This window comes from Devosia oryziradicis, from assembly GCF_016698645.1.
GTDB lineage: Bacteria > Pseudomonadota > Alphaproteobacteria > Rhizobiales > Devosiaceae > Devosia > Devosia oryziradicis.
In genome coordinates this window covers 341,774-360,641 of sequence record NZ_CP068047.1, presented here as the reverse complement: position 1 = coordinate 360,641, position 18,868 = coordinate 341,774, and the positions used below count along the sequence as shown (strand labels likewise).

At 65.6% G+C, this 18,868-nt stretch carries 17 protein-coding genes and 1 tRNA gene; 3 read left to right on the top strand and 15 right to left on the bottom strand.

The features are described from left to right. The first annotated feature begins 202 nt into the window (after positions 1 to 202). Positions 203 to 1,825 carry a glycoside hydrolase family 3 protein gene (locus tag JI749_RS01730; RefSeq protein WP_201662432.1) on the top strand — a complete coding sequence of 541 codons (1,623 nt, stop codon included), beginning with the start codon at positions 203 to 205 and terminating at the stop codon, positions 1,823 to 1,825. Positions 1,826 to 1,997: 172 nt separating this feature from the next. Here JI749_RS01730 and JI749_RS01725 read toward each other — a convergent pair whose 3' ends face one another. The 13 genes from JI749_RS01725 to JI749_RS01665 all read right to left on the bottom strand — a co-directional run bounded on the left by JI749_RS01725 (position 1,998) and on the right by JI749_RS01665 (position 16,107). Continuing rightward, on the bottom strand, positions 1,998 to 3,293 hold the full coding sequence (locus JI749_RS01725) for a bifunctional folylpolyglutamate synthase/dihydrofolate synthase (protein WP_201657954.1): 1,296 nt from the start codon (positions 3,291 to 3,293) through the stop codon (positions 1,998 to 2,000). 116 nt (positions 3,294 to 3,409) lie between these two features. Then, entirely contained in the window at positions 3,410 to 5,929 is a 2,520-nt protein-coding gene (locus JI749_RS17405; RefSeq protein WP_233280829.1) for a methyl-accepting chemotaxis protein, read from the bottom strand. Between the two features lie 93 nt (positions 5,930 to 6,022). Beyond that, positions 6,023 to 6,997, bottom strand: coding sequence for an acetyl-CoA carboxylase, carboxyltransferase subunit beta (accD, locus tag JI749_RS01715; protein ID WP_201657951.1), 975 nt, complete (start codon positions 6,995 to 6,997; stop codon positions 6,023 to 6,025). 94 nt (positions 6,998 to 7,091) lie between these two features. Further along, a complete protein-coding gene (gene trpA / locus JI749_RS01710) occupies positions 7,092 to 7,913 on the bottom strand; it encodes a tryptophan synthase subunit alpha (protein ID WP_201657948.1) in 822 nt (273 codons plus the stop codon). A 2-nt stretch (positions 7,914 to 7,915) separates the two neighbouring features. Then, the gene (gene trpB / locus JI749_RS01705; protein ID WP_201657945.1) at positions 7,916 to 9,127 is read right to left on the bottom strand and encodes a tryptophan synthase subunit beta; all 1,212 of its coding nucleotides are present in this window, start codon (positions 9,125 to 9,127) and stop codon (positions 7,916 to 7,918) included. 113 nt (positions 9,128 to 9,240) lie between these two features. Beyond that, positions 9,241 to 9,888: a phosphoribosylanthranilate isomerase gene (locus JI749_RS01700; protein ID WP_201657942.1), complete on the bottom strand. Its 648-nt coding sequence runs from the start codon at positions 9,886 to 9,888 to the stop codon at positions 9,241 to 9,243. Between the two features lie 5 nt (positions 9,889 to 9,893). Next, a complete protein-coding gene (locus tag JI749_RS01695) occupies positions 9,894 to 10,256 on the bottom strand; it encodes a lipopolysaccharide assembly protein LapA domain-containing protein (RefSeq protein WP_201657939.1) in 363 nt (120 codons plus the stop codon). 91 nt (positions 10,257 to 10,347) lie between these two features. Beyond that, on the bottom strand, positions 10,348 to 10,629 hold the full coding sequence (locus JI749_RS01690) for an integration host factor subunit beta (RefSeq protein ID WP_035099264.1): 282 nt from the start codon (positions 10,627 to 10,629) through the stop codon (positions 10,348 to 10,350). A gap of 34 nt (positions 10,630 to 10,663) precedes the next feature. Beyond that, the gene (sppA, locus tag JI749_RS01685) at positions 10,664 to 11,608 is read right to left on the bottom strand and encodes a signal peptide peptidase SppA (RefSeq protein WP_201657936.1); all 945 of its coding nucleotides are present in this window, start codon (positions 11,606 to 11,608) and stop codon (positions 10,664 to 10,666) included. Positions 11,609 to 11,665: 57 nt separating this feature from the next. Further along, complete coding sequence (locus JI749_RS01680; protein ID WP_233280828.1) at positions 11,666 to 12,154, bottom strand: GNAT family N-acetyltransferase; 489 nt, start codon at positions 12,152 to 12,154, stop codon at positions 11,666 to 11,668. Between the two features lie 76 nt (positions 12,155 to 12,230). Next, positions 12,231 to 13,949: a 30S ribosomal protein S1 gene (gene rpsA / locus JI749_RS01675; RefSeq protein WP_201657930.1), complete on the bottom strand. Its 1,719-nt coding sequence runs from the start codon at positions 13,947 to 13,949 to the stop codon at positions 12,231 to 12,233. A gap of 161 nt (positions 13,950 to 14,110) precedes the next feature. Further along, positions 14,111 to 14,758 (bottom strand): (d)CMP kinase, encoded by a 648-nt coding sequence (locus tag JI749_RS01670; RefSeq protein ID WP_201657927.1) that lies wholly within the window; start codon positions 14,756 to 14,758, stop codon positions 14,111 to 14,113. Next, positions 14,755 to 16,107, bottom strand: coding sequence for a 3-phosphoshikimate 1-carboxyvinyltransferase (locus tag JI749_RS01665; RefSeq protein WP_201657924.1), 1,353 nt, complete (start codon positions 16,105 to 16,107; stop codon positions 14,755 to 14,757). Before JI749_RS01665 ends, JI749_RS01670 begins: the two co-directional genes overlap by 4 nt. Before the next feature lie 161 nt (positions 16,108 to 16,268). Here JI749_RS01665 and JI749_RS01660 point away from each other — a divergent pair, with 161 nt between their 5' ends. Continuing rightward, entirely contained in the window at positions 16,269 to 16,673 is a 405-nt protein-coding gene (locus JI749_RS01660; protein WP_201657921.1) for a TIGR02300 family protein, read from the top strand. A gap of 142 nt (positions 16,674 to 16,815) precedes the next feature. After that, positions 16,816 to 16,891, top strand: a tRNA-Ala gene (locus JI749_RS01655). A gap of 123 nt (positions 16,892 to 17,014) precedes the next feature. On the opposite strand, the gene JI749_RS01650 is transcribed toward JI749_RS01655, so the two are convergent. Beyond that, positions 17,015 to 17,917 (bottom strand): S1C family serine protease, encoded by a 903-nt coding sequence (locus tag JI749_RS01650; protein ID WP_201657918.1) that lies wholly within the window; start codon positions 17,915 to 17,917, stop codon positions 17,015 to 17,017. A 74-nt stretch (positions 17,918 to 17,991) separates the two neighbouring features. Then, positions 17,992 to 18,834, bottom strand: coding sequence for a hypothetical protein (locus JI749_RS01645; protein WP_201657915.1), 843 nt, complete (start codon positions 18,832 to 18,834; stop codon positions 17,992 to 17,994). Positions 18,835 to 18,868 lie beyond the last annotated feature (34 nt).

Sequence of the window (18,868 nt, the reverse complement as noted above, 5' to 3'; positions counted from 1 at the left end):
TGGAGAGAAACCTCCCCTTCTGATGGGGGAGGTAGGAGGGGGTGGGGCCGCGGGCTCGATTCCGAGCCTCGACTGCCGTTTCATTCCCCGTCATGACTTTGCCGCCTTGATCCTTTGAGTGCTAGAAGCAGACAAAACAGAGGATGTACCCTTGGCCCCGATCGACCTTTCCGCCGCCCCGTTCAATCTTGATGACGAGGCCATGGCCTGGGTCGCGGCGACGCGCGATGCCTTTACGCCACGGGACAAGCTGTCCCAGCTCTTCGTGCTGCTCGAGCGAGGTTCCCCGGCGGAAGCGGCGGAAAGTGTCCGGAGCTTCCGGCCCGGCGGTATCACCCGCATCTATAGCGACGACCTCCATGCCGAAATCGAGCTGGCGCGCGACCTGGGCACGCTGAGCGCCGTGCCCTTGCTGGTCAGTGCCGATCTCGAAGGCAGCCGCATGAGCCTGCCCCTGGGCACGCCGGTGCCCAATCCGCTCGGGCTGGCGGCGGTCGATGACGTCGAAGCCACCACAGCCATCTCGACGATCATGGCGCGCGAGGCCCATGCGGTCGGGCTTAACTGGAGCTTTACCCCGGTCATCGATATCAACGCCGCCTGGCGCAGCGCCATTGTCGGTACCCGTTCCTATGGCAGCGACATCGACAAGGTCGAGCGCCACGCACTGGCGCAGATCGCCGCCTTCCAGGCCAACGGCGTGGCGGCGACCGTCAAGCACTGGCCCGGCGAGGGTTATGACGACCGCGACCAGCATCTGGTGACCACGGTCAATCCGCTTTCGATGCCCGAATGGGAAGCCAGCTTCGGCCGGCTCTATCGCAAGGCCATCCAAGCCGGCGTAATGAGCGTCATGTCCGCCCATATTGCCCTGCCGGCTTTCGCACGTGCCATCGATCCCGATGCCGGCGCCGAAGCCTACCGCCCCGCGTCGCTAAGCAAGCTGCTGAACCAGGACCTGCTGCGCCGCGAGCTGGGGTTCAACGGCCTCATCGTCTCCGACGCCACTCCGATGGCAGGCATGGGTGACTGGGGCCCGCGTGACGAGGTGCTGCCCGAGGTCATCATCTCGGGCTGCGATGTGATCCTCTTCTCGGACGATCCCAATGGCGACCTGATGCGGCTGGTCAAGGCCGTCGCCGATGGCCGGCTGAGCCAGGAGCGGGTCGACGAGGCGGTGACGCGCGTCCTGGCGCTCAAGGCAGCCCTGGGTCTCCACAAAGCCGATCGCCCTGAACCCAATCTCGATGCGGCGCGCCGCGTCGTGGCCACCGAGGAGAACCGGCTGATCGCCCAAGGCGTCACCGCACGGGTCCCCACGCTGGTCAAGGACATCAGGAACCTGCTGCCGCTGTCACCGGCCAAGACCAAGCGCGTACTGGTCTATTCGGGTGGCGTCATCCTGCCCTTCGTGCCCCACCCACTGCCCCTGAGCTTGCCAAAGCGGCTCGAAGAGGAGGGCTTCGAGGTGACGGTCTATGAAGCCGGCATGGAGGTGAGCCCCCGCAACTTCGACCTGGTGCTCTATCTTTTCGCCGAAGAAACCGTCCTCACCCGCAGCCGCATCTTCCTGGACTGGACCCGGCTGACCGGCTCGGTCTTCGGCGCCATGAGCCGCCATTGGCATGACATTCCCACGGTGATGGTCTCGTTCGGCTATCCCTACTACCTCTACGACGCCCCGCGCGTGCCCACCTATGTCAACGTCTATGGCTCGAGCGAAGCGCTGCAGGCCGCTGCCCTGGAATGCCTCATGGGCCGCCAGGCCTTTGCCGGCACCAGCCCGGTGGATCCGTTCGTGGGCAGCGAGCAGGGGAGGTATTGAGGGCCTCCCTTTGTGGCTCTCGTCACCCCACCCTCATTCCCTCCCCATCAAGGGGAGGGAGGCGCCAGCTCCGATGCCTAAGTTCATCGTCTCCCTCCCCCTTGTGGGGAGGGATCAAGGGTGGGGGTGAGTCAGGAACCCCGAGCTTGGGGCCCTCGGGAACCCGTCAAACTCAATCCGGCGGCGTCCCATTCCGTGCCAGCACATCGCCGGCCAGGTAGAGCGAGCCGCAGATCAGGACGCGGGCATTGGGGACGTCGGCTGCGGCCCGGAGGGCCGTCACCACCGAGCGCATCCGGCGGGCCTTGAAACCGGCCTTGCGGGCCTCTTGGGCAATGTAGTCCGCCTTGTGGGCATTGGTCTCGCCCGGAATGGTGAGCGTCAGCACCTCCTTGGCCATGCCGGCGAACGGCGCCAGCACGGCGGCCGGCTCACGGGTGTTCATCAATCCCATGATCAGCACCAGCGGCGCGGGACGGGCCTTGTCGAGGTCTCGCAATGCGGTGGCCACGGCCGCCGCGCCATGCGCATTGTGGATGCCGTCGAGCCAGAGTTCGGCGCCCGGGCCCAAAAGGTTGCGCAGCGGTCCGGTCTGGAGCGGCGTCATGCGCGCCGGCCAGCTCGCCTGACGCAGTCCGCGGGCAAAACCGTCCTCGCTGACCGGCAGCCCGAAATGCCGCGCCGCGGCGATGGCGAGAGCGGCATTGTCGAACTGATGCGCCCCCAGCAAGGCGGGAGGGGGCAGGTCGAGCAGCCCCTGTTCATCCTGGTAGACCAGCCGTCCATCCTGCTGCGAACCGTGAAAGTCCTCGCCCTGGAACAGCGGCACAATGCCCAGCCGCCGTGCTGCCCGGTCGAGCACGGCCCGGCCCTCGTCCTGCTGGATGCCGATCACGGCCTTGCTGCCGCGCTTGAAGATGCCCGCCTTTTCGCCGGCAATCTTGGCGATCGTATTGCCCAGGAATGCCTGGTGGTCGAGATCGACCGGCGTGATGATGACGCCCAGCGGCCGGCGCACCACATTGGTGGTGTCATAGGTGCCGCCCATGCCGGTTTCGAGCAGCAGGTAATCGGCTTCGGTCTCGGCAAAAAGCATGAAGGCCGCCGCGGTCGTGATCTCGAAAAAGGTCATCGGCCGCTGCGCGTTGACGGCCTCGACCTTTTCGAGCGAAGCATTGAGCCGCCGTGTGCCGACCAGCTTGCCGGCCAGCCGGATACGCTCGTTGAAACGCACCAGATGCGGCGAATTATAGACATGCACCCGCTTGCCGGACGCTTCCAGAAACGCCCTGAGATAGGCGATCGTGGATCCCTTGGCATTGGTGCCGGCCACATGGATCACCGGCGGCAGGCGCTCATGGGGGTCACCCAGGGCTGCCAGCAGCGGCAGGATGCGATCGAGGCTGAGGTCGATCAGCTTGGGATGCAGCGCCGACAGGCGCTTGAGAATGGCATCGGTGCGGGACATGGAGAACTCATCAGCGGTGGGCTGATGAGGTAGCGCCGATATCGGTGGGCTGCAACACCCACCAATTGTCACCCCCGGGCCTGACCCGAGGGTGATTCACTGTCGACGTTCGGCGATCAGAACTCGTTCCAGTCCTGGTCGACGGCGGCATTGCCGCGACTGAGATAGGACTTGGCCACGGTCTTGAGCTTTTCCTGCATGCCGCGGATGCCACCGGGGGCGGCAGCGGCCGGAGCCGGCGCCGCTGGCCGGGCGGGGGCGACCGAGCGTGCCTGGTTTTCGTCGATGGTGAACACGTCCACGATGTGGTCGAGCTCGGTGGCCTGCGCTTCGGTCTGCTCGATGGCAGCATTGGTTTCTTCGACCAGCGCCGCATTGTGCTGGGTCATCTCGTCCATGGTGCGGACGGCGACATTGACCTCGTCGATTGCGCTGGCCTGGCTGCGGCTGTCGCGCGAAATGGCCTCCAGCGCCGCGGTGTTGTCGCGGATGGCGCCCAGCATGCCCGAGAGCTTGGCGGCCGCGTCGGCCACCAGGCGCGAGCCGCCCTTGACCTCGTTGGCGCTCTGCTCGATCAGCACCTTGACGTCGGCCGAGGCGCTGGCCGCCGACTGCGCCAGGCGCCGCACTTCCACGGCCACCACGGCAAAGCCCTTGCCGGCATCGCCGGCGCGCGCCGCTTCCACCGAGGCGTTGAGGGCCAGCAGGTTGGTCTGGAAGGCGATGTCGTCGATCAGCCCGATGATGTTGGAAATCTTGCCAGACGAGGCCGTGATCCGGTCCATGGCGTCGGTCGCCTCGGTCATCACCCGGCCGCCTTCCTCGGCGGTTTCGGAAACGGCCTGGGCCTGCTTGCTGGCCGCCTCGGCCTTGGCCGCGTTCTCCAGCACCGTAGCTGCCAGCTGCTCCATGGTCGCCGAGGTTTCTTCGATCGTGGCGGCCTGGCGGGTGGTGCGTTCGCTCAGGTCGTTGGCGCCAGAGAGAATTTCCCCCGTCGCGGTCTTGAGCGCGCTCGAGGTCTGGCGCAGCTGGCCGACGATCTGGCCCAGCTTCTCGGCCACCGCATTGGTATCGGCCTTGAGGCGGGCAAAGGCGCCCTCATAGTCGCCGCGCACCCGGCGCGTGAGGTTGGTATCGGCCAGCGCCGACAGCACTTCGCCGGTTTCGCCCAGGCCGCGATCGACCGTCTCGACCAGCGAGTTGACCGAGCGGGCGAGCGTATTGAGCTCGGCATCGGGGAATTCGGCCTCGACGCGCTTGCTGAAGTCGCCGGCAATGGCGGCATCCACCACGTCGCCGAAGGCGCGCTGCAGGCTCTGCATCATGCGGGCGCGTTCGGCCTGGTTGGCCAGCACCTGGGCGGCTTCCGCCTCGGTCAGCTGCGCCACCTTCTGGCCGTTCTCGCGGAACACTTCGACGGCGCGCGCCATGGCGCCCAGTTCGTCGGTGCGGTCTGCGCCGCGCACTTCGACTTCGAGGTCGCCCTTGGCCAGGGCATCCATCGTATCGGTGAGGCGCGTAATCGGCTTGGTGATGGTGCGCGAGAAGAGCAGGCCCAGCGCCGCGACCACGACCAACAGGCCCGCGCCGATGGCCAGCATCATGTTGCGCATGTTGGCCACCGGGGCCAGCACCTCGTCGGTCGCCATCACGGCGACAGCTGCCCAGGGCTGGCCGCGCGTCGCGATCGGCGCGGCGGCAACCAGCATGTCGGTGGCGCGGTAGGTATCGGTTTCGCCATTGTTGGCCTTGCCTGCCAGCGCGGTGTCGAGCACCGGGCCGGCAAACGGGGTCACCATCGCGTCATTGCCTTCGGTGAAGCTGGAATCGCTGCGCAACAGCCCATCCGGACCGACCACCAGCACTTCGCCGGTTTCGCCCAGGCCCGTGCGGTCGCCGATCACGGCATCGAGGCGTTCCGATGGCAGTTGGATGGCCAGCACACCCACCTTGCGGCCCTGGGCATTGAACACGGGCTTGGCAAAGAAGCTTGCCGGCAGGCCGCCGGCGGCCTGGTAGGGCGCGAAATCGGCAAAGACCAGCTCATCGGGGTTTTCGATGGCCACGGCCTGCTGGAACACCTTCCCCAGGCTCGAATTGGCCAGCGGGCCGCCCTCGGCAAAGCTGGTGCCGAAATCCTCGGCCTTGTTGACCGAATAGACCATGAAGCCCTTCGGATCGAACAGATAAAGATCGCGATAGCCGCGCGCGGCGATCTGGCGGCGGAAAATGGGGTGGAAGCGGGTATGCGTCACGTCGTAGGTGCCCGTCGTCCCCAGCGTTTCGAGCGCCGCCAGGTCTTCCTTGTTCGGGTTGTCATCCACGAAGAGCTTGCGGACTTCGGCGGTCGGATCGACCTTGAAGCCTAGCCAGGCACCGCCGAAATCGCGCAGGGCCTGGATGCTGGCTTCCGAGCGCGAGGTGGCGACCAGATCGTCTTCTACCGACTTGAGATAGGTCGAGACGGCCGCGGCGCGCTCGCTGGCCAGCGTCGTCAGGTTGGTTTCCGCCGAAGTGCGCAGCGCCTGGCTGCCGATCAGGTAACTGGCCGTGCCCACGCCAAGGCTGACCAGCAGGGCAGACCCCAGGAGGGCCAGCGGCAGCTTGCGGGCGATCGGCAGAGAAAATTTGAACATTCGGACTCACCTGGCGGAAAGGCGGCCGGATGGTTCGGCCTGCCCATAATTTCCGCAAACTCTAGCGAGTCGTCCTTAAGTGCGGGTAAAGGCCTACTCGGCGTGAGCGGCGCTGACCGGCGGCAGATCGCCATCATCGGCTTCCGCCGCCACCGCCGCATCGCGCAGGCTGGTGCGGGCAACAGCGGGCGCCGTGCTGGTCAGGGCACCCGAGGCTTCCACCTTGGTCAGGATCGCCGACAGCGAACCGATGGTCGAGCGCAGGTTGTGGCGGTGCACCACCATGTCGACCATGCCGTGCTCATAGAGATATTCAGAACGCTGGAAGCCCTTGGGCAGCTTTTCGCGGATGGTCTGCTCGATCACGCGGGCGCCGGCAAAGCCGATCTGCGCGCCCGGCTCGGCCAGGTGCACGTCGCCCAGCATGGCATAGGAGGCGGTGACGCCGCCGGTGGTGGGATTGGTCAGCACCACGAAAAAGGGCAGGCCCGCTTCGCGCAGGCGCAGCACGGCAACCGTGGTGCGCGGCATCTGCATGAGGCTCAGCACGCCTTCCTGCATGCGCGCGCCGCCCGAGGCTACAAAGAGCACGAAGGCGGTCTTGCGGGCAACGGCGGTTTCAAGCCCGGTGATGATGCCCTGGCCGGCGGCCATGCCGAGCGAGCCGCCCATGAAGTCGAAATCCTGGATCGCGACCGTGATGTCGCGCTCGAACAGCTTGCCCGTCGCCACGATCACCGAGTCGTCGAACCCGGTCTTGGCCCGGTTTTCCTTGAGGCGATCGGGATAGCGCTTCTGGTCGCGGAACTTGAGCGGATCGACCGGCACCGCCGGGACCGGCACCAGTTCATAGGCGCCATTGTCGAGGAAGGTCTTGAGCCGGTCGGCCGGCTTGATCTTCATGTGATAACCCGAATTGGGCACCACCCACTGGTTGGCTTCCAGATCGCGATAGAACACCATCTCGCCCGATTCCGGATCCTTGACCCAGAGGTTTTCGGCAATGGTCGGCTTGGCGCCGAGCATCGAGCGGATTTTCGGACGGACGAAGTTATCGATCCAGTTCATGGCGAGCCTCGCAAAGGGACTGGGATGTCACCTAGGGGTAAATTGTGGCGAATCTTATCAGGGCCGAGCGGCGAGGTTAAGGCGGGGCCGGGGGTTATGCCCTTGCCCGTTTGACCCCACCGGCAATGTCGGCGACCAGGTCGCGCACCGCGGCGACCGTCTTGTCGGTTGCCTTGCAATCGAGCAGCGACTTGCCCACCGCGTCCACCAGCACGGTGCCCACGACGATGCCGTCGGCATGCTTGCCGATCTCTTCGGCGTCCTCGGCCGTCTTGATGCCGAAGCCGACGGCCACCGGCAGGTCGGTATGACCCTTGATGCGGGCCACCGCCTCGCCCACCGCGCCACGCGACTTGATGGCGCCGCCGGTAATGCCGGTCATGGATACGTAGTAGACGAAGCCCGAGGTGTTCTTGAGCACCGCCGGCAGCCGCTTGTCGTCGGTCGTCGGCGTGGTGAGGCGAATGAAGTTAAGCCCGGCCTTGAGCGCGGGAATGCAGAGTTCGTCGTCCTCTTCCGGCGGCAGGTCGACGATAATCAGGCCATCGACGCCGGCATCCTTGGCCGCGGCCAGGAACTTGTCGACGCCGAAGATGTAGATCGGGTTGTAGTAGCCCATCAACACGATGGGCGTGGTCTCGTCCTTGCGGCGGAAATCTTCCACCATGCCGAGCACGCCACGCAGCGTCATGCCGCCGGCCAGCGAACGCTGCCCGGCCAGCTGGATGGCGACGCCATCGGCCATCGGGTCGGAAAAGGGCATGCCGAACTCGATGATATCGGATCCGGCCTGGGGCAGGGCCTCCATGATCGCCTGGCTGGTGGCGAGGTCAGGGTCGCCGGCCATCACATAGGTGACCAAAGCCGGCCGGTTGGCTGCCTTGGCTTCGGCGAAACGCTTCTCGATACGCGACATGACTACAGCAGCCCCAGATATTTGCCGACGCTCTCGACGTCCTTGTCGCCGCGCCCCGAAAGGCACAGCACGATCGACTGATCCTTGCCCATGGATGGCGCGACCTTCATCAGCTGCGCCAGCCCATGCGCCGATTCCAGCGCTGGGATGATGCCTTCGAGCCGCGTGCACAGCTGAAAGGCCTCGAGCGCCTCGTTGTCCGTGATGGGCGCATAGGTGACGCGCTTGCTGTCATGGAGGAAGGCGTGTTCCGGACCGACGCCGGGATAGTCGAGGCCGGCGGAGATGGAATGGCCCTCGAGGATCTGCCCGTCCTTGTCCTGCAGCAGGTAGGTACGGTTGCCATGCAGCACGCCCGGCCGGCCGCCGGTCATCGAGGCGGCATGGCCGTTCTCGGTGTCGATGCCATGCCCGCCCGCTTCGGCGCCATAGAGCCTGACCTCGGGATCATCGAGGAAGGCATAGAAGCTGCCAATGGCATTGGAGCCGCCGCCGACACAGGCCACGACCGCGTCGGGCAGCTTGCCCTCGGATGCCCTGAACTGCTCCTTGAGCTCGGTGCCGATGACGCTCTGGAAGTCGCGCACCATTTCCGGATAGGGATGCGGGCCTGCCGCCGTGCCGATCAGGTAATAGGTGGTGTCCACATTGGTCACCCAGTCGCGCAACGCCTCGTTCATGGCGTCCTTGAGCGTGCCGGCGCCGGCCGTGACGGGCCGCACTTCCGCACCCAGCATCTTCATGCGCAACACGTTGGGCATCTGCCGCTCGACGTCGGTCGCGCCCATGAAGATGGTACAGGGCAGGTCGAACTTGGCGCATACCGTCGCCGTCGCCACGCCATGCTGGCCGGCGCCGGTCTCGGCGATCACCCGCGTCTTGCCCATGCGCTTGGCAAGCAGGATCTGCCCCAGGCAATTGTTGATCTTGTGGCTGCCGGTATGGTTGAGCTCCTCGCGCTTGAACCAGACCTTGGCGCCACCCAGATGCTCGGTCAGCCGCTTGGCGAAGTAGAGCGGGCTCGGCCGCCCGGCATAATGCACGCTGAGGTCGGACAGTTCGGCCTTGAAGGCGGGGTCGGTCTTGGCCGCGCGGTACTGGCCTTCCAGGTCCAGGATCAGCGGCATCAGGGTCTCGGCGACAAAGCGGCCGCCATAGAGCCCGAAGCGGCCATCCTCGTCGGGACCGTTGCGCAGGGAGTTGATGCCGTCCATTGCGTCCTCTCGATGCCCCGAGAGAACCTCATCCTGAGCTTGTCGAAGGACGAGGTTCGGTGCGCCCGACCTCGCGGTTCGACAGGCTCACCGTGAGGTCTGTCAGTGCTTACTTACTGTGCCGCTCGCGCGTTCCGGATGAACGCCTCGACCAGCCGCTTGTCCTTGACGCCAGGCGCGCTTTCGACACCCGATGACACGTCGACCCCGTAGGGGCGGATGCTTCTGACGGCGTCGGCCACGGTCTGCGGCGTCAGCCCTCCCGAAAGCATGAAGGGGATGGATGGGTCAAGCGCCTTGAGCAGGCTCCAGTCGAAGGTCTCACCCAGCCCGCCCGGCCGATCGGCCCCCTTGGGGGGCTTGGCATCGAGCAGGATGCCGTCGGCCACATCGACGAAATCGGCGACATGCGCCACATCCTCGGCCGTGCCGATGGGCAGCGCCTTCATGATCTCGACACCGGCCTCGGCGCGGATGGCTTCGACGCGGTGCGGTGTTTCCGGGCCGTGCAGCTGGATCCAATCCGGCCCGAGGGCGGCGACTTCGGCGACGCAGCTATTGTCCGGATTGACCAGTACGACGCAGGTCTGGATGCGCCCGCGTGCCTCCGAGATCAGCGTGGCGATCTCTTCGATGGTTACATGACGCGGCGAGCGCGAAAAATGCATGAAGCCGACCATGTCGGCCCCGGCGTCGATGGCCGTCTCGAGGATTTCGGGGGTCTTGATACCGCAAATCTTGATGATCAGGGGGTCGGCCATCGCGCTCAGCGCAGCTCCAGGAGGTCATCGACTTCAGCCAGCGGGCCCGAACTGGCCTGGCCGTGATGGCGGCGCAGCTTTTCCAGCTCGCCATTGAGCATATGGGCTTCGCGCCGCCAGTGTTTTTCGCGCCGGCGATGGCTGGCCTGGGCAAACCAGGTGGCGATGCCGCCCAGCAGCACCCCCACCAGAAGCACCACATAGAGCACCACGAACATCGGCACGCCGTAGCCAGGCGCCACCGCACCATCGACGGGTGCAAACGGATTGAAATTGACCGCGACGAAGTGTCGGTTGGCCAGGGCGAAGACAATCAGCCCCAGGCATAGCGGGACGAGCACCACCCAACCGACGATTCTGTTGACCATGCGTCTGGTAACCTATGGAGCCCTGGCCCCGTTGAAAGAGCGTTCTGCGCGCTTCCGAACCGGAAAAGTGGGGCCACTTTTCCTGGAAACGCTAGCTGCGGTTGAGCCGCTCGCGGATTTCCTTGCCGGCCTTGAACTGCGGCACGTACTTTTCGCCCACATCAACCTGCTCACCGGTCCGCGGGTTCCGGCCCACGCGCGCCGGCCGGTTCTTGACCGAGAAGGCACCGAAGCCGCGCAGTTCGACCCGGTCGCCCCGCGCCATGGCGTCTCCGATCTCGTCGAGGATGGCATTGACGATGTTTTCGATATCACGCTGGAACAGATGCGGATTTTCCGCCGCGAGTTTCTCGACCAGTTCCGACTTGATCATCAAAGGCTCCGCATCTGAACGTCTACCCTATGGCTCAGAGGGCTGAACCAACCTGCCAAAGCGAAACCAGCCCGTCAAGCGTGATGGGGCCCTCGGGCAGACCCAGCACGGCCCGGGCCTGGCCGCCCAGGAAGGTGCCGAGGAGGTCAAATCCCTGCTGCGGCTCCGGCCAGACGGTGGCGACGGCGAGGTCCGCTGCCAGGCCGTGTTCGGCCTCGAGCCAGTCGATGGCTTCCAGTTCGCCGCCGATCGCGTCGATCAGCCCGGCCTCCAAGGCAACGCGGCCAGTGACGATGCGTCCGTCCGCCAGCGCCAGCGTCGCATCGCGGCTGAGGCCGCGCCGCTCGGCAACCACGTCGACGAACCACTGGAAGCTGTCATCGACCAGCGCGGCGATCGAGGCGCGCGGCGCCCCTTCCATCGGCTCGTCGAAATCGGGTTCCGCCTTGAGCGGCCCGGAGGCGACCTTGTCGAGGTCGACACCGATCGTTTCCATCAGCTTGCCGGCATTGACATGCTGGAACAGCACGCCGATCGAGCCCACGATGGACAGGCGGCGCGCAAAGATGCGGTCGCTGGCAATGGCGGTCATATAGGCCGCCGACGCCCCCAATTCGCCGATGACGGCAACGGTGGGCTTGGCGGCGCGCAACTGCCCCAGCGCCTCGTAGAGTTCCTCGCCGCCCGCCGTGGTGCCGCCCGGCGAGTTGATGGCAACGATGACCGCCTTGACCGAGGAGTCCTCGGCCAGGTCCGAGATGACCGCCAGCCGCGCCCGATCGGTGGTGATGGTGCCGTCGATGACCAGGCGCGCAATGTGATCGCTGGCCGGGCCCTGCGGCAGGGCGAACCGCCCCAGGCCGACAAGCACCGCGATCGCCAGCGCGATGAAGGCCAGCACCCGCCAGCGCCCGCGCGACTTGCGATAGGTATAGGCCGCGATGGTGGCGTGCGCGTCGGAGGGGGGCTGGTCGGTCATCGTGGCCTCGTGGCTGAACGGCCTCGACCGGTAGAGCCGACCAGGCCGTTTGACAAGTCAGAAGCGCTTGACCATGTAGCGCGCCGCCGCCTCGTAGCTGCCCAGCTTCGCCTCGAGCTCGGGCGCCTTGAGCGCCCGGAAGCCGTGCTTGTACCAGAAGGGCAGCGAGCCGTTTACAGCGACCAGACTGGCGCTGGGCAGCCCGTTGGCGCGGGCGTGGCGCAGCATGTCGCCCACGATCATGGCGGCGGCGCCGGTCCCACGCGCCCGTGGCAACAGGGCCAGATCATGCAGGTAAAAGGTGTCGGCATCTTCGGGAATCGCGCCCAGGAGCGCATTGAGCGCCGGCAGGGCGCCCAAGTGCCAGGGATGGCTCAGCACGTAGCCGGCCGGGACGCCGTCCAGCTCGAGGAGGCGCGCGCCGTCGGGATAAAGCCGCTGCCGTTCGGCGAACACCACCATGTCCTCGGGGAAATCGGGATGCACCTGGGCGGCGATGGCTTCCACCTCGGGCAGGTCGAGTGCGGTCAGTCCGCGCCAGTGCATAGCGTTTCTCATGGCGTTGTTAAAAAGCAAAAGGCCCGCGCTGTGAAGCGCGGGCCCGATGGGTGGCGGAAGAGAATTACTTCTCTTCGCGGCCCTTGAGCGCGGCGCCCAGGATGTCGCCGAGCGAAGCGCCCGAATCCGACGAACCGTAATTGGCGACGGCTTCCTTTTCCTCGGCGATCTCAAGTGCCTTGATCGACAGCTGGATGCGCGAGGTCTTGCGGTCGTACTGGGTAACGCGCGCGTCGACCTTTTCGCCCTTGGAGAAACGCTCCGGACGCTGGTCGTTGCGATCGCGGCTGAGGTCCGCACGACGGATGAAGGCGGTCATGTCGGTGCCCTCGATGCGGACTTCGATGCCCCCATCGTTGACTTCGATCACGGTGCCGGTGACGACGGCATTCTTGCGCAGGCCGCCAGCTTCGCCAGCAGCATCAGCGCCGGCAGCCGACGAAGTCTCGCCGGTGGCGAGCTGCTTGATGCCCAGGCTGATGCGTTCCTTTTCGACGTCAACGTCGAGGACCTTGGCCGAAACCATGTCGCCGCGGTTGTAGTCTTCCAGGGCCACTTCGCCCGACTTCTGCCAGTCGAGGTCGGAGAGATGGACCATGCCGTCCACATCGCCGTCGAGGCCGATAAACAGGCCGAATTCGGTCTTGTTCTTGACTTCGCCTTCGATGACCGAACCGACGGGGAACTTCTCGGCGAAGCTTTCCCACGGATTGGCCAGGGTCTGCTTGAGACCGAGCGAAATGCGGCGCTTGTCCGGATCGACTTCCAGCACGACGACTTCGACTTCCTGGGAGGTCGAGACGATCTTGCCGGGGTGGACGTTCTTCTTGGTCCAGCTCATTTCCGAGACGTGGATCAGGCCTTCGATGCCCGGCTCCAGTTCCACGAACGCACCGTAGTCGGTGATGTTGGTGACGCGGCCGGTGAACTTGGCGTTGATCGGGTACTTGGCTTCGATGCCATCCCACGGATCGGCCTGCAGCTGCTTCATGCCGAGCGAGATGCGGTGCGATTCATGGTTGATGCGAACGATCTGGACCTTGATGGTCTCGCCGATCGTCAGCACTTCGGACGGATGGTTCACGCGACGCCATGCGATGTCGGTGACATGGAGCAGGCCATCAATGCCGCCCAGGTCGACGAACGCACCGTAATCGGTGATGTTCTTGACCACGCCGTCGACAACCTGGCCCTCTTCGAGCTGCTGCACGATTTCCGAACGCTGTTCGGCGCGCGATTCTTCGAGAATGGCGCGGCGCGACACGACGATATTGCCGCGACGCTTGTCCATCTTGAGGATCTGGAACGGCTGCGGCACGTTCATGAGCGGCGCGATGTCGCGGATCGGACGGATGTCCACCTGCGAGCGCGGCAGGAAGGCGATGGCGCCTTCGAGGTCGACGGTGAAACCACCCTTGACCTGGTTGAAGATGGTGCCTTCAACGCGCTCGTTGTTGTTGTACATCTCTTCGAGCTTGACCCAGCTCTCCTCGCGGCGAGCCTTCTCGCGCGACAGCACGGCTTCACCGGCGGCGTTTTCGACGCGGTCGACATAGACCTCGACGATCGAGCCGACCTTGATGGTGCCGTCACGGCCGGCCTGGCCGAATTCCTTGAGCGCGATGCGGCCTTCGGTCTTGAGACCGACGTCGATGATCGCCAGGTCCTTTTCGATCGCAACGACGGTGCCCTTGACGACGGCGCCCTCTAGCGGCTCGTTGTCGATGAACGAGTCCATCAGCAGCGATTCAAAATCTTCCTTAGTCACAGTTTGCTGTGCCAAATATCTTCTCCGTTGCACCGGTGGTTGAGGTGAAGACCGGGGCCCGCCATCTCGCGAAACGAGAATGCCGGCGCGCGAGCGCCCGATCGAAACGTTGATTTCAGATTATTCCCGCGCGCTTCGTTGGTGATGGCCGGGAACCAGGAACACCCAAGGTTGGATTAAGGTCTGTTGGACCCTGCCTTGGACGCCATGGCCCCATCGACGATCGCGATGGCTGCGCGGAGTGCGGCTTCTATATCGAGAAGCGTGGTATCGAGCAAGTGCGCGTCGGCGGCTTTGTAGAAGCCCCCATTGGGGTTGGCCATGTCGCGCGCGTCCCGCTCCTCTATCTGGTGATAGAGGGCGTAGCGGTCAACCTCCTGGCCGCGGGCTTCGAGCTGCCGCGCCCGGCGCTCCATGCGGGCCTTGCTGTCGGCCTGGATGAACAGCTTGGCATCGGCCTCGGGGGCAATGACCGTGCCGATGTCGCGGCCATCGAGCACCGCGCCGCCATCCTGGGTCGCGAACTGCCGCTGGTAGTCGAAAAGGGCATGCCGAACCGCGCCGATCACGGCCACCTTGGAAGCCAGAGTCCCCACCTTGGCCGAAAGCAGGAATTCTGGCTCGAGGTCGTTCTCGTCCAGCGTCTGGGCGGCCGCGATGGCGCGCTGCTCGAATTCGGGCGAATTCTCATACTGTTCCACTGCCCGCCCAACGGCCCGGTAGAGCAGGCCGGTATCGAGGTACGGCAGGCCATAATGCTTGGCCAGGCCCGAGGCCAGCGTGCCCTTGCCCGACGCGGCGGGTCCATCGACGGCAATGATCATCCCAGGCGTCCTTTCACCGGTTCGAACCGCGCACCCGCCGCGGTCATGGCGGCCACGAAGCCCGGAAAGCTCGTGGCAATGCCGCTGGTATCATCCAGCGTAACACGCTTGTGGCTGGCTAGGCCCAGCACAAGGAAACTCATGGCGACGGCGCCATCGCCGCGGCTCGCCACCATGCCACCGCCCTCGACCTTGCCGATACCGCCAATGGTGAGGCTGTCCTCGCCCTCGGTCACCGTCACCTTTGACGTGGCCAGGCCCGCGGCGGTCGCGGCCAGTCGATCTCCGCCCACGGCACGCAACGGTGCCAGTCCCTCGATCACCGTCTCGCCCTGCGCGTAGGCGGCCGCAACCGCCAGGGCCGGGATATCGTCCAGCATGGCGGCGGCATGGCCGGCACCCACATGAATGCCCTTGAGGCGCGACGAGCGGACCCTGAGGTCGGCGACATGCTCGCCCTGGCTCTCATGCTGGTTGAGAAACTGAATATCGCCACCCATTTCGAGCAGCGTGTCGATCAGGCCCGTTCGCGCCGGATTGACCAGCACCTTCTCGATTGTCAGGTCCGAGCCCGGCACGACAAGTGCCGCCACCAGCGCATAGGCCGCGGCCGATGGATCGCCTGGCACCAGCACCCGGCGCGGCTGCAATTCGGCAAGCCCGGTCACGCCGATGCTGGCGCCGCCCGCCTCGTCGCTGTGAACGGCGATGGTGGCACCAAAGTCGGCCAGCAGCTTTTCGGTATGATCGCTCGTCGCCACGGGCTCGACAATGGTGGTCCGTCCCGCCATCTGCGCTCCGGCCAGCAAGAGCGCGGATTTGACCGTCGCGGAAGCGGCCGCCATTTCGTGCCGCAAGGGCAGCGGCATGATCGGGCCGTGTAGTGTCACCGTCAGCCCGCCGCCCTGCGTCACTGTCGTGCCGATGCGCGCCAGGGCGTCCAGCAGCGGCTGGCTCGTCAGCGCCGGGCCGCCCGAACAGCGCGTGGAGAATGGGTAGGGGGCCAGCAGCCCCAGCAGCAGCGGCCCGCCCTCGCCGGCCAAGCCCAGTTCAAGCGGTCCCTGCGGCTCGAGCAGCCCGCCGACGCCCAGGCCGTATACGTGCCAGGCACCGTCCCGCGCCTCCAGGCGCACCCCCAGTTGTCGCAGGGCCGCCGCCGTCGCCAGCACCTCGGCGCTGTCGGGCAGGCCCTCGATCGTGCTGTGTCCGACCGCCAGTGCCGACACGATCAGCGCCCGATGGGCAATGGCTCGGTCGCCCGGCGTGGCAAACCGCCCCGAAAGCGGGTTGGCCCCGTGGCTCGCGAGCGGGCCGCTATCGGCTGGAATCGGATGGGCGGTTTGGATCATGGGCGAGCCGGCTGTAGCATGCCCCGGCGCGGCAAGGCCACTACCCCCGGACGGCGGGAACCAGCTCTCCACATTTTCGGTTTGACAGGGGCGGTGTTTGTCCATAACCGGACTGACCGAACCGGGGCCAGAAGCCCCGCAAAACCTTACGAGGAACATCGATGGCCAGTTCCGAACGCGGCACCAAGCGCACCGATCCTGAAACGGGCAAGAAGTTCTACGATCTCAATATGGACCCGATCGTCTCGCCCTATACCGGCAAGAGCTATCCCCGCTCCTATTTCGAGCAGGTGCTCGCCGGCAAGCCCTCCCCCGCTTCCGCCCGCAAGGTGGATGACGAGGACGATGAGGAGATCGAAGAAGAGGCCGAGGACGCGGCAGCGCCCGAAATCGTCTCGCTCGAGGATGCCGATGCCGAGGAATCCGGCGACGAGGAAATCCCCGAGACCGATGACGTCGAAGTCGACGAGGAGCTTGGCGACGATGATGCCGACGTCTTCCTCGAGGAAGACGAAGACGAGGACGACGAACTTGGCTTTGAAGTTGGTGGCGACGAAGATCGTTGATTTGACTTGAGTTTTTGGCCGGCTGCGACATTCAGCCGGCCAAGCAAAAAAGTGTCATTTAGGCACTTGCACGGGGGCGGATCATCCAATAGGTTCCGCCTCGCTTCGGACGGGCGAGCCGCCCTCCAAGACCCAAAGGAATGGGGCCATAGCTCAGCTGGGAGAGCGCTTGCATGGCATGCAAGAGGTCAGCGGTTCGATCCCGCTTGGCTCCACCAATTCCTTCCTCTCAAAGGCCCAGCATATCGAACAACGTGTGTGGCGCATTGGCGGTGCACTCTTCGCACACGCCGTCCCGGAACTCAGCTACGGGCCTCGCCCAAGACACTTGTCGCATGCCCTCATTGCAATTGCGGCTTCTGCAGGAATGCGTCCCGATCCGCTGTCTTGATGCGGACCCAGCTTTCGCGTCCGTCGCGCAGGATGCGCATGGAGAATTCGCTGCCCGCCGGCGCCCGGCGCCATAGTTTGCGGTAGAAGTCGGCCAGGCCCTCCACTTCGTCGCCATCGAGTTCGCTGATGACGTCGCCGCTACGGATGCCCGCCTGTTCGGCGGGGCCGCCGCCAGCCACGCTCATCACCACCACTTCATTGCTCTGCTCGGCCGAGAACACGCCCAGCCAGGGCCGGGATTCGCGCTTGGGCCGCCCGGCGGCGATCAGGTCGCCGAGAATGGGCTTGAGCAGGTCGATCGGCACCAGCATGGTGATGTCGGTGGTCTTGCCCATTTGCAGCATCTGCAGCCGCAGCGAACCGATGCCGATCAACCGGTTGTCGGCATCCACCACGGCGGCGCCACCCCAGGAGGGGTGGAACGGCGCGGCGAAGAGGGCTTCGTCGAGCAGATATTCCCAATAGCCGGCAAATTCCTGCCGCGCGACGATCGCGGTCGGCACGTCGAGGCCCTGGCCATCGATGATGGTCGCCCGGTCGCCGACCCTGGTGTCCTTCGAATTGCCCAGTTCCAGCGCCGGCAGGTCGAGCTTGCCCAGCGCCTGCACTAGGCCGAACCCGGTCTGCTGGTCGTAGCCCACCACATGCGCGGGCAGGACGCGCTCGTCATAGGTGGTGAGCCAGACCTCCTCGGCCTCGGTGATCAGGTAGCCGATGGTTACGATCAGGCCATCCTCGCCGATCACCACGCCGCTGCCTTCGCGCACGGTGCCAAGCGTCGAGGCCGTGAAGGCCGTGTCCGGCACCTGCGCCCTGAGGGATACGATCGATTTGCGCATGGAATGGGTCATGTTCGCCACCTGCCTTTCGCCTTCCCTCTAGATAGGCCGAAGGGGAATTCCCGCAAGAGCGCGCGGCTCCGCCGCTACAGCATCACGCTGGTCCGCTTGCCGGCGTGGCTTGCGATCGGCGCAGAGGCCCGGCGCGGCGTGACGATGCGCAGCGCCAGCGCTGCCTGGCTCGCCAGGGCAATGAAGGCGAGCGTCCAGTCCTCGGCGGCCGTGCCTTCGCCTACGTCGCCCTGGATAAAAGGCAGGCTGGCGAAATCATAAGGGTGCTGGCGCCCATCGAAGAACGGCAGGCGCAGCTGGACGCGCGTGCCCGGGATGTCGAGTGCGGTAAACCAGGGCTGCCTGGCCTCGATCTCGCTGGGTGCGGGATGGCGCAGCGCGCCAGGCGCCGATGGCGCGATCCAGCGACCGACGACGTCGCCAGCCGTATTTCGGGCCACGATGGCGCCGTCAGTACGGGTCAGCGATCCCATGGCCACGCCATCGATCGACACGGTCCAGCGCCGGGGCCTCAGTCCCCATTGCGGCAGCAGTTCGAGATAGTTCGTGGCGGCGAGGTCGACTTCGTGCCCGGAGGTCTCGAGCCGCGTGGAAGCCTCCAGTACCCAGGGGCCAATGGCCCGGACGGTGTGGGAGAAGCGAGCAGCCTTTGGCATGGATCGCGTCTCGCCGGCGCGACCCGACGGCGCATAGAGCAGGCATTCCATCCGGCGGGAGAACGGTCCGGCGCTGGTGGTCCAGCGGCCGTCCATCTGCAGGCGCCCGAGGAAGACGGCGCGCCACGGCGCCAGCGTCGGCACGCCGGCGGGGCCGCTTTGGCGCAACGTAACCGCTACAATCCACACTCCCGTGCCCACGATGAGCAGGCAGAATAGGGCCAGGAAGGCGGGGGCAAGAGCGGCCGGGATCGGAATCATGACAGTGCCATCAGACAGCGATGATGCGGGAATG